Raw genomic sequence first — 13237 nt, forward strand, 5'->3', positions numbered from 1 at the left:
CCTCGCGCTCACCGCTCTGTCCCCTTCAACGAGGTCTCCTCAGCGGTCAACTCCCGGACCGGCAGGATCTCCGGGATGCTGCGCTCGGTCAGCCGGCCGTCGGGCAGCCGGGCCGGGGTGGCCACCGAGGAGGAGGTGGCGAAGACACCCGGGCCGGGCTTCGGGCCGGGGTAGTTGCCGGGGCGGAACCGGGCCTTCATGGTGGCGACCTGGTCCATCTTGTCCTCCTTGCGCCGCTCGACGTGCGCCAGCACCATCGCGCCGACGGCCGCCGTGATCAGCAGCGCGGAGGTCAGCTCGAAGGCGAAGACGTACTTGGTGAAGAGCAGCCGGGCGATGCCCTGCACGTTGCCCTCGGCGTTCGGCTTGTCCAGCCCGACCGCCTGGACGCCCTCCATGGCCCGGTAGAGGCCGGTGCCGACCAGGCCGGCGAAGCCGAGGCCGAGCACCACCGCGGCGACCCGCTGCCCGCGCAGCGTTTCGATCAGCGAGTCGGCGGCGTCGCGGCCGACCAGCATCAGCACGAACAGGAAGAGCATCATGATCGCGCCGGTGTAGACGATGATCTGCACCATGCCGATGAACGGCCCCGCCTGCAGGACGTAGAACACGCCCAGGCAGAGCATGGTCAGCACCAGCCAGAGCGCCGAGTGCACCGCGTTGCGCGCCCACACCATGCCGATCGCGCCGATCAGCGCCAGCGGGGCGAGGATCCAGAAGGTCACCGCCTCGCCGCCGGAGACCTTGGCCGCCTCGGCGAGCACCATCTGCGTGGTCATGCCGTGTCTCCCTTGCCAGCCGCAGCCGGGCTCATCGGCGAGCGCTCGGCACCGGCCGAGGTGCCCGGGTTGGTCAGCCCGCCGATGTAGTAGTCCTTCTCGCTCTCGCCCAGCCGCATCGGGTGCGGCGGCTGCTCCATGCCTGGCAGCAGCGGCGCGAGCAGCTGCTCCTTCGTGAAGATCAGATCCTGCCGGCTGTCCCGGGCCAGCTCGTACTCGTTGCTCATGGTGAGCGAACGGGTCGGGCAGGCCTCGATGCAGAGCCCGCAGAAGATGCAGCGGGCATAGTTGATCTGGTAGACGCTGGCGTACCGCTCACCCGGGGAGAAGCGCTGCTCCTCGGTGTTGTCGCCACCCTCCACGTAGATCGCGTCCGCCGGGCAGGCCCAGGCGCACAGCTCGCAGCCGATGCACTTCTCCAGCCCGTCCGGGTGCCGGTTGAGGATGTGCCGCCCGTGGTAGCGCGGCGCCGATACCGGCGGCTTGAACGGGTAGTCGGTGGTGACGACCTTCCTGAACATGTGCGAGAAGGTGACCCCGAAGCCCTTGAACGTTCCGGTGATCGCGCCCACGTCACACCTCCCTGGAGTCCGAGCCGGCAACGATGTTGGCCGGCTCCCGCTCGGCGACCACGCGCCTGGTGCGCGGGCTCGGTGGTACCTGAAGATCCATCGGGGGCAGCGGGAAGCTGCCGTGCGGACGGCTGTTGACCTGCTCCTGCAGCGGCGGCTTCGGCGCCGCCTTCTTGCTCGGCCAGAAGAGCGTGGCGAGCAGCAGGACGCCCGCGCCGATCGCGGTCCAGGTCAGCCGGGACTTGGTGTCGAAGTGCTCGATCGAGCGCAGCCCGGCCAGCACCAGGATCCAGACCAGGTTGATCGGCAGCAGGACCTTCCAGCCGAAGCGCATGAACTGGTCGTACCGGAGCCGGGGCAGGGTGCCCCGCAGCCAGACGAAGACGAAGACCAGGATCACGACCTTGGCGAAGAACCAGAGCATCGGCCACCAACCGGAGTTGGCGCCGGCCCAGAAGGTGGTGATCGGGGCCGGGGCCCGCCACCCGCCGAGGAAGAGCGTGGTGGTCACCGCAGACATGGTGACCATCGAGACGTACTCGGAGAGCATGAAGAGCGCGAACTTCAGCGAGCTGTACTCGGTCATGAAGCCCGCCACCAGCTCCGACTCCGCCTCGGGCAGGTCGAACGGTGCCCGGTTGGTCTCACCGACGGTGGCGATGAAGAAGATGATGAAGCTCGGCAGCAGCAGGATCGCGTACCAGCCCGGTGCCTGGAGATCGGCGCCGAAGAGGCTCAGGTGGGTGCCGTGCGCCTGCTTGGCGACGATCCCGCTGGTGGACATCGTGCCGGCGGTCATGAACACCGCCACGATGCTCAGCCCCATCGCGACCTCGTACGAGATCATCTGGGCGGTGGACCGGAGCCCACCCAGCAGCGGGTAGGTCGAGCCGGAGGCCCAGCCGCCGAGCACGATCCCGTAGATGCCCATCGAGGAGCAGGCCAGCAGCACCAGGACCGCCACCGACACGTCGGTGACCTGCAGCGGCGTCCAGTGGCCGAAGATGCTGACCATCGGCCCGAACGGCACCACCGACAGCGCGGTGACCGCGCAGATCACCGAGATGGTCGGGGCGAAGAAGTAGACCACCTTGTCCGCGGCCCGCGGGAGGATGTCCTCCTTGAAGGCCATCTTCAGGCCGTCGGCGAGCGTCTGCAGCAGGCCGAACGGGCCGACCTGGTTGGGCCCGGGCCGGACCTGCATGTAGCCGACGACCCGCCGCTCGAACCAGACGCCGAGCAGCGTGGCGAGCAGGCCGAAGACGAACGCGAAGACGATCTTGATGAGGACCAGCCACCACGGGTCCTTGCCGAAGTCGGCCAGCGTCGGGTCCTGCGCGGCCAGAATGACCGGGCTCATTGAACACCCCCTGCGTTGAGGAGCGGACCAGGGCGACCGGCCGCGTCCGCGGCGGCGGAGACCCGGACGACCGCGCCGGCCGTCACGCCGAGGCCGCGCCGGACGGTCGAGCCGGGTGAGTTGGTCGGCAGCCAGACGACCGCGTCCGGCATCTCGGTGATCGCCGCCGGCAGGGTGATCGCCCCGCGGTCGGTGCCCACGGTCACCGGGTCACCGTCGGCCACGCCGATCGCCTCGGCGGTGCCCTTGCCCAGCCGGACCACCGGCGGGCGGGCGGTGCCGGCGAGGTGCTCGTCGCCGTCGGTGAGGGTGCCCAGGTCGATCAGCTGGTGCCAGGTGGCCAGCACGGCCTCGCCGGCGCCGGGCTGCGGCACGGCAGCCGGCTCGACCGACGGCGCCGCCGGGGAATCCACCCGGGTCGGCGGCAGGGCGCCCAGCTCCCGGCGGATGCTCGCCACATCGGCGGTGCCGAGCCGGATCTCGAGCTGCGCGGCCAGCGCGTCGAGCACCCGGCCGTCGCTCATCGCCGCGGTGTCCAGCACCTTCTCGAAGGTGCGCAGCCGGCCCTCCCAGTCCAGGAAGCTACCGGCCTTCTCGGCCACCGGAGCGACCGGGAACACCACGTCCGCCCGGCGGGCCACGGCGCTCATCCGCAGCTCCAGGCTGACCAGGAACGGCACCGCGTCCAAGGCCTGCTCGGCCAGCCGCGGGTCGGCCAGGTCGGCCGGGTCCACACCGGCCACCACGAGGGCGCCGAGCTGACCGTTGGCCGCCGCGGTGAGGATGCCGTCGGTGTCCCGGCCGGCCTGGCTCGGGATCACCCCGGCCGCGATGTCCCACGCCTCGCCCAGCTCGGCGCGGGCGGCCGGCTCGGTGACCGGGCGGCCACCGGGGAGCAGGTTGGGCAGGCAGCCCGCGTCGACCGCACCGCGGTCACCCGCGCGCCGCGGCACCCAGGCCAGCTTCGCGCCGGTACGCCGGGCGACGTCCGCCGCGGCGGAGAGCCCGCCCGGCACCGCGCCCAGCCGCTCGCCGACGATCAGGATCGCCCCCGGCTGGCCCAGCGCCTCGGCCACCGTGGCGTGCTCGGCCAGCACGCTGGCCTCCTCGCCCGGCACCACCCGGGCCAGCTTGGCTCCGAGCTTCTCCAGGCCCCGGGTGGCGAACGGGGCGATCGCGTACACGGTGAGCTTCTTCTTCAGGTGCGCCTTGCGCAGCCGCAGGAAGAGGATCGGGCACTCCTCCTCCGGCTCCAGGCCGACCAGCACCACCGCGGGCGCGTTCTCCACGTCCGCGTAGGTCACGTCGGTGACCCCGGCGACGCTGCTGGCCAGGAAGTCGGCCTCCTCGCGGGAGACCGGGCGGGCCCGGAAGTCGATGTCGTTGGTGTGCAGCGCGACCCGGGCGAACTTGGCGTACGCGTAGGCGTCCTCGACGGTCAGCCGGCCGCCGGTCAGCACCGCCGTGCCCTGTGCGTCGCGGGCCGCGCGCAGCCCCTCGGCGGCCCGGGTCAGCGCCTCGCTCCAGGACGCCTCGCGCAGCTCACCGGTCCGCTCGTCGCGGACCATCGGGGTGGTGAGCCGGTCGAACGCGCGGGTGTACTGGAAGCCCCAGCGGCCCTTGTCGCAGTTCCACTCCTCGTTCACCGCCGGGTCGTCGCCGGCCAGCCGGCGCAGCACCTTCCCCCGCCGCCAGTCGGTGCGCTGCGCGCAGCCGGCCGAGCAGTGCTCGCAGACGCTCGGGGTGGAGACCAGGTCGAACGGGCGGGCCCGGAACCGGTACTGCGCGCCGGTCAGCGCGCCCACCGGGCAGATCTGCACGGTGTTCCCGGAGAAGTACGAGTTGAACGGCACGTCACCCGCGTCGCCCTCATCGCCGTACGCGTCGTCCCGGTAGATGTTGATCTCCTCGGCGGACGACCGGTTCATCAGGTCGATGAACTTGTCGCCGGCGATCTCCTCGGAGAACCGGGTGCAGCGCTGGCAGAGCACGCAGCGCTCGCGGTCGAGCAGCACCTGGGTGCTGATCGCCATCGGCTTCTCGTACTCCCGCTTGTGCTCGTGGAACCGCGAGTCCGCCCGGCCGGTGGACATCGCCTGGTTCTGCAGCGGGCACTCGCCGCCCTTGTCGCACATCGGGCAGTCGAGGGGGTGGTTGAGGAGCAGCAGCTCCATCACCCCCTCCTGCGCCTTCTTGGCGACCGGGGAGGTGAGCTGGGTCCGCACCACCATGCCGTCGGCGACGGTCTGGGTGCAGGAGGCGACCGGCTTGCGCTGGCCCTCCACCTCCACCAGGCACTGCCGGCAGGCGCCGGCCGGGGCCAGCAGCGGGTGGTCGCAGAAGCGCGGGATCTCGGTGCCCATCTGCTCGGCGACCCGGATCAGCAGCGCCCCCTTGGGCGCGGTGACCTGGACGCCGTCGATGGTGAGGGTGACGGTCTCGGTCTGCTTGGCTACGTCGGTCATCAGTGCGCTCCCACCAGCTGCTTGTCCGACAGCTTCGGCGCGGTACGTCCCTCGATGTAGTCGAGGTAGTCCTGCTTGAAGTACTTCAGCGACGAGGTCACCGAGCTGGTCGCACCGTCACCCAGACCGCAGAACGAGCGGCCGAGGATGTTGTCGCAGGTGTCGAGCAGGGTGTCCAGGTCCTCATGGGTGCCCTGGCCGGCGAGGATCCGCCGGTAGACCCGGACCATCCAGTAGTTGCCCTCGCGGCACGGGGTGCACTTGCCACACGACTCGTGGTGGTAGAACTCCAGCCAGCGGTAGGTCGCGTAGACCGGGCAGTCCTGGTCCGAGAAGATCTGGGTGGCCGTGGTGCCCAGGATCGAGCCGGCCGCCGCCACCCCCTCGAAGTCCAGCGGCACGTCCAGGTGCTCGGCGGTGAGCAGCGGCGTCGACGAGCCGCCCGGGGTCCAGAACTTCAGGTTGTGCCCGGGCTGCATCCCGCCGGCCAGCTCGATCAGCTCGCGCAGGGTGATCCCCATCGAGCACTCGTACTGGCCGGGGTTGGCGATCCGGCCGGAGAGCGAATAGATCATCGGGCCGGAGGACTTCTCCGTTCCCATGGTCTTCCACCAGTCGGCGCCGCCCAGCACGATGTACGGCACGCTGGCGATGGTGCCGACGTTGTTGACCACGGTCGGGCTGGCGTACAGGCCGTGGGTCGCCGGGAACGGCGGGCGCAGCCGGGGCTGGCCCCGGAAGCCCTCCAGTGAATCCAGCAGCGCGGTCTCCTCGCCGCAGATGTACGCCCCGGCGCCGGAGTGCACCACCAGTTCCAGGTCGAACCCGCTGCCGAGGATGTTCCGCCCGAGGTAGCCCTTGGCGTACGCCTCCTGCACGGCGTTGCGCAGCCGGCGGGCGGCGTGCACCGCCTCGCCCCGGATGTAGATGTAGGCGCGGTTGGCCCGGATCGCGTACGAAGCGATGATCACGCCCTCGACCAGCGAGTGCGGGTCGTGGGTCATCAGCGGCAGGTCCTTGCAGGTGCCCGGCTCGCCCTCGTCGGCGTTCACCACCAGGTAGTGCGGCTTGCCGTCACCCTGCGGGATGAACCCCCACTTGAGACCGGTCGGGAAGCCGGCACCGCCGCGGCCGCGCAGCCCGGAATCCTTGATCAGCTGGATCAGGTCGTCCGGGTGGGCCTTGAGCGCCTTGCGCAGGGCGGCGTAGCCGTCCAGCTTCTCGTAGGTGCCGGCCTGCCAGGCGTCCGGCGACAGCCAGCGCTTGGTCAGCACCGGCGTGAGCTTGGCCAGCGTCTCCGGCCGAGGCGTCGTCACTTCTGAGCCTCCGCTTCCTTGAGGTTGCGCTGCTGCGCCCCGGCCTCGTCGCCGGCCGGCTTGCGGTCAGTGGCCGGCGGGTTGGCCGCCACGCCGGCCGCCTGCGCGGCCTTGGCCTGCGCGGCGGCCTGGTCGGCCTCGGCCTTGCTGCGGATCGGGGTGTTCGGGTCGAACCCCGGCACCGAGATGCCAGCCTGCTCGGCCAGCCGCAGGCCGCGCAGGCTCGGCTCGCCCGGCCCGCCGTCGGCGACGGCACCCTCCCGCTCGTCGGCGAAGCCGGCGAGCTGCACGGCCATCTCCTTCAGCGTGCAGAGCCGCGCGCCCCGGGTCGGCATCGGCCGGCCGCCGGCCCGCAACTCCTCGACCACGCCGAGCGCTGCCTGCGGGTCGACGTTGTCGAAGAAGTCGTAGTTGACCGTCATCACCGGGCCGTAGTCGCACGCCGCCAGGCACTCGGCGTGCTCCAGGGTGATCTTCCCGTCCCCGGTGGTCTCGTCGTGCCCGACGCCGAGGTGCTCGGAGAGCGTGTCGTAGACCTCCTGGCCGCCGAGCACGTTGCACATCGTGTTGGTGCAGACGCTGACCAGATAGTCGCCGGTCGGCTTGCGCTTGTACATGGTGTAGAAGGTGGCGACCGCGCCGACCTGGGCCTTGTTCAGGCCGAGCACCTCGGCGCAGAACTCGACCCCGGCCGGGGAGACGTACCCCTCCTCGGACTGGACCAGGTGCAGCAGCGGCAGCAGCGCCGAGCGGGACCGGTCCGCCGGGTACCGGGCGATGATCTGCCGCGCCCGCTCCCGGGTCTCTTCAGTGAACACAGTCATCGGTCACAACCACCCATCACGGGGTCCAGCGAGGCGCCACCGGCGATCACGTCGGCGATCAGGCCGCCCTCGGCCATCGCCGGGAGGGCCTGGAGGTTGATGAAGCTCGGCTCCCGGTAGTGCACCCGGTACGGCCGGGTGCCGCCGTCCGAGACCGCGTGCACGCCCAACTCGCCGCGAGGCGACTCGATGCCGACGTACACCTGGCCCGGCGGGACCCGGAAGCCCTCGGTGACGAGCTTGAAGTGGTGGATCAGCGACTCCATCGACTGACCCATGATCTTCGCGACGTGCTCCAGCGAGTTGCCCATGCCGTCGACGCCGATGGCGAGCTGCGCCGGCCACGCGATCTTCTTGTCGGACACCATCACCGGGCCGCGCTTGCCGAGCCGGTCCACCGCCTGTTCGACCAGCTTCAGCGACTCACGGATCTCGGCGAGCCGGACCAGGTAGCGGCCCCAGACGTCGCCGTCGGTGTGGGTCGGGACGTCGAACTCGTACGTCTCGTAGCCGCAGTACGGCATGGTCTTGCGCAGGTCCCAGGCGAGGCCGGCGGAGCGCAGCACCGGGCCGGTGACGCCGAGCGCGAGGCAGCCGGTGACGTCGAGCACCGCGACGTTCTTGGTGCGCTCGGTCCAGATCGGCTGGCCGGAGAGCAGGTCCTCGTACTCCTTGAGCTTCTTCGGCATCATCTTGAGGAACTCGCGGATCTTGGCGATCGCCGCGTCCGGCACGTCCTGCGCCACCCCGCCCGGCCGCACGTACGCGTGGTTCATGCGCAGGCCGGTGATGGTCTCGAAGATGTCGAGGATGTACTCCCGCTCGCGGAAGCCGTACAGCATGATCGAGATCGCGCCCAGCTCCATGCCGGTGGTCGCCAGCCAGACCAGGTGCGAGGAGATCCGGTTGAGCTCCATCATCAAGACCCGGATGGTGGTGGCCCGCTCGGTGATGTCGTCGGTGACCCCGAGCAGCTTCTCCACCGCCAGCGCGTACGCCGTCTCGTTGAACAGCGGGGCGAGGTAGTCCATCCGGGTCACGAAGGTCGAGCCCTGGACCCAGTTGCGGTATTCGAGGTTCTTCTCGATGCCGGTGTGCAGGTAGCCGATGACCGAGCGGGCCTCGCGGACCGTCTCGCCCTCCAGCTCCAGGATCAGCCGGAGCACGCCGTGCGTGGACGGGTGCTGCGGGCCCATGTTGACGACGATCCGCTCGTCGTTGATCGGATCGGTGCCGGAGACGACCGTGTCCCAGTCCCCACCGGTGACGGTGAAGACCTTGCCCTCGGTGGTCTCGCGCTCGGTCGCGTAGTTCGACGTCGTCACAGTGCCAGCCCTCCGTTCGCGACTGCGGGGCTCCGCTCCGCTGCACTCCTCGCGCTCACTGGTACGACCTCCGGCGGTCCGGCGGCGGGATCTCCGCGCCCTTGTACTCGACGGGCACGCCGCCGAGGGGGTAGTCCTTGCGCTGCGGGTGCCCCTCCCAGTCGTCCGGCATGAGGATCCGGGTCAGGTTGGGGTGGCCGTCGAAGACGATGCCGAACATGTCGTACGCCTCGCGCTCCTGCCAGTCGGCGGTCGGGTAGACGCCGGTGACGCTCGGCAGGCGCGGGTCCTCGGCGGAGACCGCGGCCTCCAGCCGGACCCGACGCCGGTAGGTCATCGAGGTGAGCTGGTAGACGACGTGCAGCCGGCGCTCGTCCCCGCCCAGGTAGTCCACGCCGGACACCGAGGAGCAGAGCTCGAAGCGGAGCGCCAGGTCGTCGCGCATCACCTGGCAGACCTCGGCGATCCGCTCGGGGCGTACGTGCAGGGTCAGCTCGCCCCGGTCGACCACGACCTTCTCGATCGCGTCGCCGAACTCGGGGTACGCCTCCTCCAGCGCGTCCCGAACCTCGTCGAAGTAGCCGCCGTAGGGCCGGGGGCTCCCCTCGATCGGCGTGCGCTGCCGGACCAGGCCACCGAAGCCGGAGACGTCGCCGGTGCCGTGGATGCCGAACATGCCACGGCCGGCGGGGCTGGCCGGCGGGTGTTCGGCCGGCGCGCCGCTGGTGGCGCCGACCGGCGGCACCGATACCGGTACGCCGTTGTTGCTGCTGTCGTTCGGTGCGGTCACTTCGGGCCCCCGTGTGCGTGGAGGTGGTTCTGGGCCTTCATCCAGTTCTCGATCCGCAACTGCTCCTCGCGCCCCTCGCGGACGGCCCTGGTCCACTCGGCACGCCGGTCCTTGTCGTTGCGGTACGACGACGGCATCGAGCCGTACGGCACCACAGGCACGTCACCGCGCTCCTTGCGGGCCTCCAGCATCTTGCGGCCGTTCGGGCCCAGCGGCTCGTACATGATCTTCTCGCGGAGCTTGAGGACCGCGTCGATGAGCATCTCGGGCCGAGGCGGGCAACCCGGGAGGTACATGTCGACCGGAACGACGTGGTCGACGCCCTGCACGATGGCGTAGTTGTTGAACATGCCGCCGCTGCTGGCGCAGACACCCATGGAGAGCACCCACCGGGGCTCGGCCATCTGGTCGTAGATCTGGCGCAGGACCGGCGCCATCTTCTGGCTGACCCGGCCGGCCACGATCATCAGGTCCGCCTGCCGGGGCGAGGCCCGGAAGACCTCCATGCCCCAGCGGCCCATGTCGTAGTGCGGGCCACCGGCCGCCATCATCTCGATGGCGCAGCAGGCCAGGCCGAAGGTGGCGCCCCAGACGGACGACTTCCGCGACCAGTTGACCAGCTTCTCGACGGTGGTGAGCAGGACGCCGGAGGGAAGCTTCTCCTCGATGCCCATCTGCGTACCTCCCTCAGTCCCAGTCCAGGCCGCCGCGCCGCCAGACGTAGGCGTAGGCGACGAAGACCGCGACGATGAACAGGACCATCTCCACGAAGCCGAAGATCGGCAGGGCGTCGAAGGAGACCGCCCAGGGGTAGAGGAAGATGATCTCGATGTCGAAGACGATGAAGAGCATCGCCGTCAGGTAGAACTTGATCGGGAACCGGCCGCCGCCGACCGGCTGCGGGCTCGGTTCGATGCCGCACTCGTATGCCTCGAGCTTGGCCTTGTTCAGACGCCGGGGGCCGGCGAGTCGGGCGCCTGCCACGGAGAACAGCGCGAATCCCGCGGCAAGGGCGAACAGCCCGATGATGGGTGCGTAAGGAGAGAGCGTCATCGTTGTCTCCTGCTCGTCCTTCCCTGACCTCGGTGGTTAGCGGAAATCACACTATTCACGTCCCTCGTGACCTCGGCCGCGGGGGTCGATCTTTGTCGGACCCGGGGCGGCTCCGACCCGGGTCCGGCGGTCTACACGGCCGGTGCCACCCGGGTCATCGCGTTGATGACCCGGTCCATCGCGTCCCCACCCCGGGGGTCGGTCAGGTTGGCCAGCAGCTTGAGCACGAAGCGCATCAGCATCGGGTGCGGCATGCCGTGCTTGGTGGCCAGTCGCATGATCTCCGGCCGGCCGATGAGCTTCACGAAGACCCCGCCGAGCCGGTAGTAGCCGCCGAAGCGGGCCTTCAGCTCCTGCGGGTACGCCTGCAGCGCCCGCTCCCGCTCGGCGCCGGCGGGCCGGGCGAGCGCCTGCACCGCCACCTCGGCGGCCATCTCGCCGGACTCCATCGCGTACGCGATGCCCTCGCCGTTGAACGGGTTGACCATGCCGCCGGAGTCACCGACCAGCAGCACGCCACGGGTGTAGTGCGGCACCCGGTTGAAGCCCATCGGCAGCGCGGCGCCGAGGATCGGCCCTTCCGCGTTGGTCTCGTCGGTCATCCCCCAGTCCTCGGGGGTGTTGGCCAGCCATTCGGTGAGCAGCCGCCGGTAGTTGGTCTTGCCGAAGGCGGCGGAGGAGTTGAGCACGCCCAGGCCGACGTTCACCCGGCCGTCGCCGAGGCCGAAGATCCAGCCGTAGCCGGGAAGCAGCGCGTCGCTGCCCTTGGCCCGCAGTTCGAGCCAGGACTCGAGGTAGTTGTCGTCGTGCTTGGCGGGCGAACGGTAGTAGCGGCGCACCGCGACGCCGATCGGCCGGTCCTCCCGCTTGGCCAGCCCGAGGGCGAGCGGGAACCGGCCGGACACGCCGTCCGCGGCGACCACCAGCGGGGCGTGGAAGGTGGCCGGCTCCTTGTCCGGGCCCACCTCGGCCTGCACGCCGATCACCCGGTCGTCGGCGTCGAGCACCGGACCGATCACGTTCACGCTGGTCCGCAGCTTCGCACCGGCGGCGACGGCCTGCTGGGCGAGCAGGTCGTCGAAGTCGAGCCGGGTCCGGACCAGGCCGTAGTTGGGGAAGCTGGCCAGGTCGGGCCAGTCCAGTTCCAGGCGTACCCCGCCACCGATCACCCGGAGGCCCTTGTTGTGCAGCCAGCCGGCCTCGGGCGAGGTGTCCACGCCCATCCGGATGAGCTGCCGTACGGCCCGGGGGGTGAGCCCGTCGCCGCAGACCTTCTCCCGGGGAAACTCGGTCTTCTCCAGCAGCAGCACGCGCACGCCGTGCCTAGCAAGGTGGTACGCGGTTGCCGATCCTCCGGGACCGGCGCCCACGACGATCACGTCGGCGTCGTTCTCCACCGCGGTCATCTGCGCCTCCTCCCGCATGCTCGTGAAATGCTTCACAAGCCGATCGGGTTGGAGTCTATGACCGGGGTTACACCTGTAATCGGTGAGGGGTACCTAACTTCGCGGAAACGTGCCGGTAGGGGTCCACCAGGACGTCACGGACGGGCCGAGGCGGCCGGTCCGAGGCCGGCATCCTGGCGGATCGTCTCCGGCAGGTGCTCACGCAGGGCGCCCCCAGCCGCCCGGTCGAGCGCGGCCAGCACCTCGGCGACCACCTGGCGGACGTCCGCGGGATCCGCGCCGGCCAACTCCTTGAGCTGCGCGATGAGTTCCGCGGCGTCGTCGTCCGTGGCCACCTGTTCTGGTCCCGTCATGGGCTGAGCCTACGGGACAAAGTAGACCAAAAACGGATATTAACGAAATTGGGTGGTTTGCCCTGAAGGCGCCCCGGCCGGTCCGGAGGTCAGTCCCGGACCGCCCGGTGCAGCGCCGCCAGCCCGCCGGTCAGGTTCCGCCAGGCCACCTTGCCCCAGCCGGCCTCCTCGATACGCGCCGCCAGCGCGGCCTGGTCCGGCCAGGCCCGGATCGACTCGATCAGGTAGACGTACGCGTCGGGGTTGCTCGACACCACGCGCGCGGCGGCCGGCAGCCACCGCATCAGGTACGACAGGTACGCGGTGCGGAACACCGGGTTGGTCGGGTGGCTCAGCTCGCAGATCACCAGCCGGCCGCCCGGCCGGGTCACCCGGGCGAACTCGCGCAGCGCCGCCTGGGTGTCCACCACGTTGCGGAGCGCGAAGGAGATGGTCACCGCGTCGAAGGTGGCGTCCGGGAAGGGCAGCCGCAGCGCGTCCCCGGCCAGCAGCGGCACGTGCGGCCGGGCCCGGCGACCGGCCTGGAGCATGCCGAGGGAGAGGTCGGCACCGACGGCGTACGCGCCGGAGCGGCTCAACTCCTCGGTGGACACACCCGTCCCCGCGCCCACGTCCAGCACCCGCTCCCCCGGGCGCAGGTCGAGCGCCTCCCGGGTGGCCCGGCGCCAGGCCCGGTCCCGGCCGGCGGTCATCACCGTGTTCGTCACGTCGTAGCGAGCCGCCACGCCGTCGAACATCGCGGCGACCTCGTGCGGCTGCTTGTCCAGGTTGGCGCGCTGGCCCTGCGGGGTACGGCTCACCCCTCCACTCTGCCAGCCGGGCGACGCGCGACGGGTACCACCCCCGGGTACGCCGCGGGGCGGGATGCTCGTCCATCCCGCCCCGCGTCGGCTCTTCAACGTAGCGAAGACAGCAGGGGCGGGATGGTGACCCATCCCGCCCCTGCTGCCGTGCGTTATGTGAACGGCCCTCGCGGGCCGATGAAGGACGACCG

13 protein-coding genes are annotated in these 13237 nt (G+C 70.6%); all 13 read right to left on the minus strand.

All coding sequences use genetic code 11. The features are described 5' to 3' along the window. Positions 1-8: 8 nt before the first annotated feature. The 13 genes from ACNAVT_RS09470 to ACNAVT_RS09530 all read right to left on the minus strand — a co-directional run bounded on the left by ACNAVT_RS09470 (position 9) and on the right by ACNAVT_RS09530 (position 13043). Positions 9-779: an NADH-quinone oxidoreductase subunit J gene (locus ACNAVT_RS09470; RefSeq protein ID WP_416294776.1), complete on the minus strand. Its 771-nt coding sequence runs from the start codon at positions 777-779 to the stop codon at positions 9-11. After that, positions 776-1351, minus strand: a complete 576-nt coding sequence (gene nuoI, locus ACNAVT_RS09475) for an NADH-quinone oxidoreductase subunit NuoI (protein ID WP_416294778.1) — start codon at positions 1349-1351, stop codon at positions 776-778. The genes ACNAVT_RS09470 and nuoI overlap by 4 nt, the downstream gene beginning before the upstream one ends. Before the next feature lies 1 nt (position 1352). Continuing rightward, positions 1353-2711 carry an NADH-quinone oxidoreductase subunit NuoH gene (gene nuoH, locus ACNAVT_RS09480; RefSeq protein WP_416294780.1) on the minus strand — a complete coding sequence of 453 codons (1359 nt, stop codon included), beginning with the start codon at positions 2709-2711 and terminating at the stop codon, positions 1353-1355. Next, positions 2708-5176 carry an NADH-quinone oxidoreductase subunit G gene (locus ACNAVT_RS09485; RefSeq protein ID WP_416294782.1) on the minus strand — a complete coding sequence of 823 codons (2469 nt, stop codon included), beginning with the start codon at positions 5174-5176 and terminating at the stop codon, positions 2708-2710. The genes nuoH and ACNAVT_RS09485 overlap by 4 nt, the downstream gene beginning before the upstream one ends. Continuing rightward, entirely contained in the window at positions 5176-6492 is a 1317-nt protein-coding gene (nuoF, locus tag ACNAVT_RS09490) for an NADH-quinone oxidoreductase subunit NuoF (RefSeq protein ID WP_416294783.1), read from the minus strand. The genes ACNAVT_RS09485 and nuoF overlap by 1 nt, the downstream gene beginning before the upstream one ends. After that, positions 6489-7316, minus strand: coding sequence for an NADH-quinone oxidoreductase subunit NuoE (gene nuoE, locus ACNAVT_RS09495; RefSeq protein ID WP_416294785.1), 828 nt, complete (start codon positions 7314-7316; stop codon positions 6489-6491). Before nuoE ends, nuoF begins: the two co-directional genes overlap by 4 nt. Then, positions 7313-8641 carry an NADH-quinone oxidoreductase subunit D gene (locus ACNAVT_RS09500; protein ID WP_416294786.1) on the minus strand — a complete coding sequence of 443 codons (1329 nt, stop codon included), beginning with the start codon at positions 8639-8641 and terminating at the stop codon, positions 7313-7315. The genes nuoE and ACNAVT_RS09500 overlap by 4 nt, the downstream gene beginning before the upstream one ends. 55 nt (positions 8642-8696) lie before the next feature. After that, complete coding sequence (locus ACNAVT_RS09505; protein WP_416294787.1) at positions 8697-9431, minus strand: NADH-quinone oxidoreductase subunit C; 735 nt, start codon at positions 9429-9431, stop codon at positions 8697-8699. After that, positions 9428-10105, minus strand: coding sequence for a NuoB/complex I 20 kDa subunit family protein (locus tag ACNAVT_RS09510; RefSeq protein ID WP_416294789.1), 678 nt, complete (start codon positions 10103-10105; stop codon positions 9428-9430). The genes ACNAVT_RS09505 and ACNAVT_RS09510 overlap by 4 nt, the downstream gene beginning before the upstream one ends. Before the next feature lie 13 nt (positions 10106-10118). Then, complete coding sequence (locus tag ACNAVT_RS09515) at positions 10119-10484, minus strand: NADH-quinone oxidoreductase subunit A (RefSeq protein ID WP_416287907.1); 366 nt, start codon at positions 10482-10484, stop codon at positions 10119-10121. A 131-nt stretch (positions 10485-10615) separates the two neighbouring features. Then, positions 10616-11890: a geranylgeranyl reductase family protein gene (locus tag ACNAVT_RS09520; RefSeq protein ID WP_416294790.1), complete on the minus strand. Its 1275-nt coding sequence runs from the start codon at positions 11888-11890 to the stop codon at positions 10616-10618. A 134-nt stretch (positions 11891-12024) separates the two neighbouring features. Next, positions 12025-12243, minus strand: coding sequence for a hypothetical protein (locus ACNAVT_RS09525; RefSeq protein ID WP_416294792.1), 219 nt, complete (start codon positions 12241-12243; stop codon positions 12025-12027). Between the two features lie 89 nt (positions 12244-12332). Beyond that, positions 12333-13043, minus strand: coding sequence for a demethylmenaquinone methyltransferase (locus tag ACNAVT_RS09530; RefSeq protein ID WP_416294793.1), 711 nt, complete (start codon positions 13041-13043; stop codon positions 12333-12335). Positions 13044-13237: the final 194 nt, after the last annotated feature.

This window comes from Micromonospora sp. SL4-19 (genome assembly GCF_047921475.1).
In the GTDB taxonomy this organism is placed as follows: domain Bacteria; phylum Actinomycetota; class Actinomycetes; order Mycobacteriales; family Micromonosporaceae; genus Micromonospora.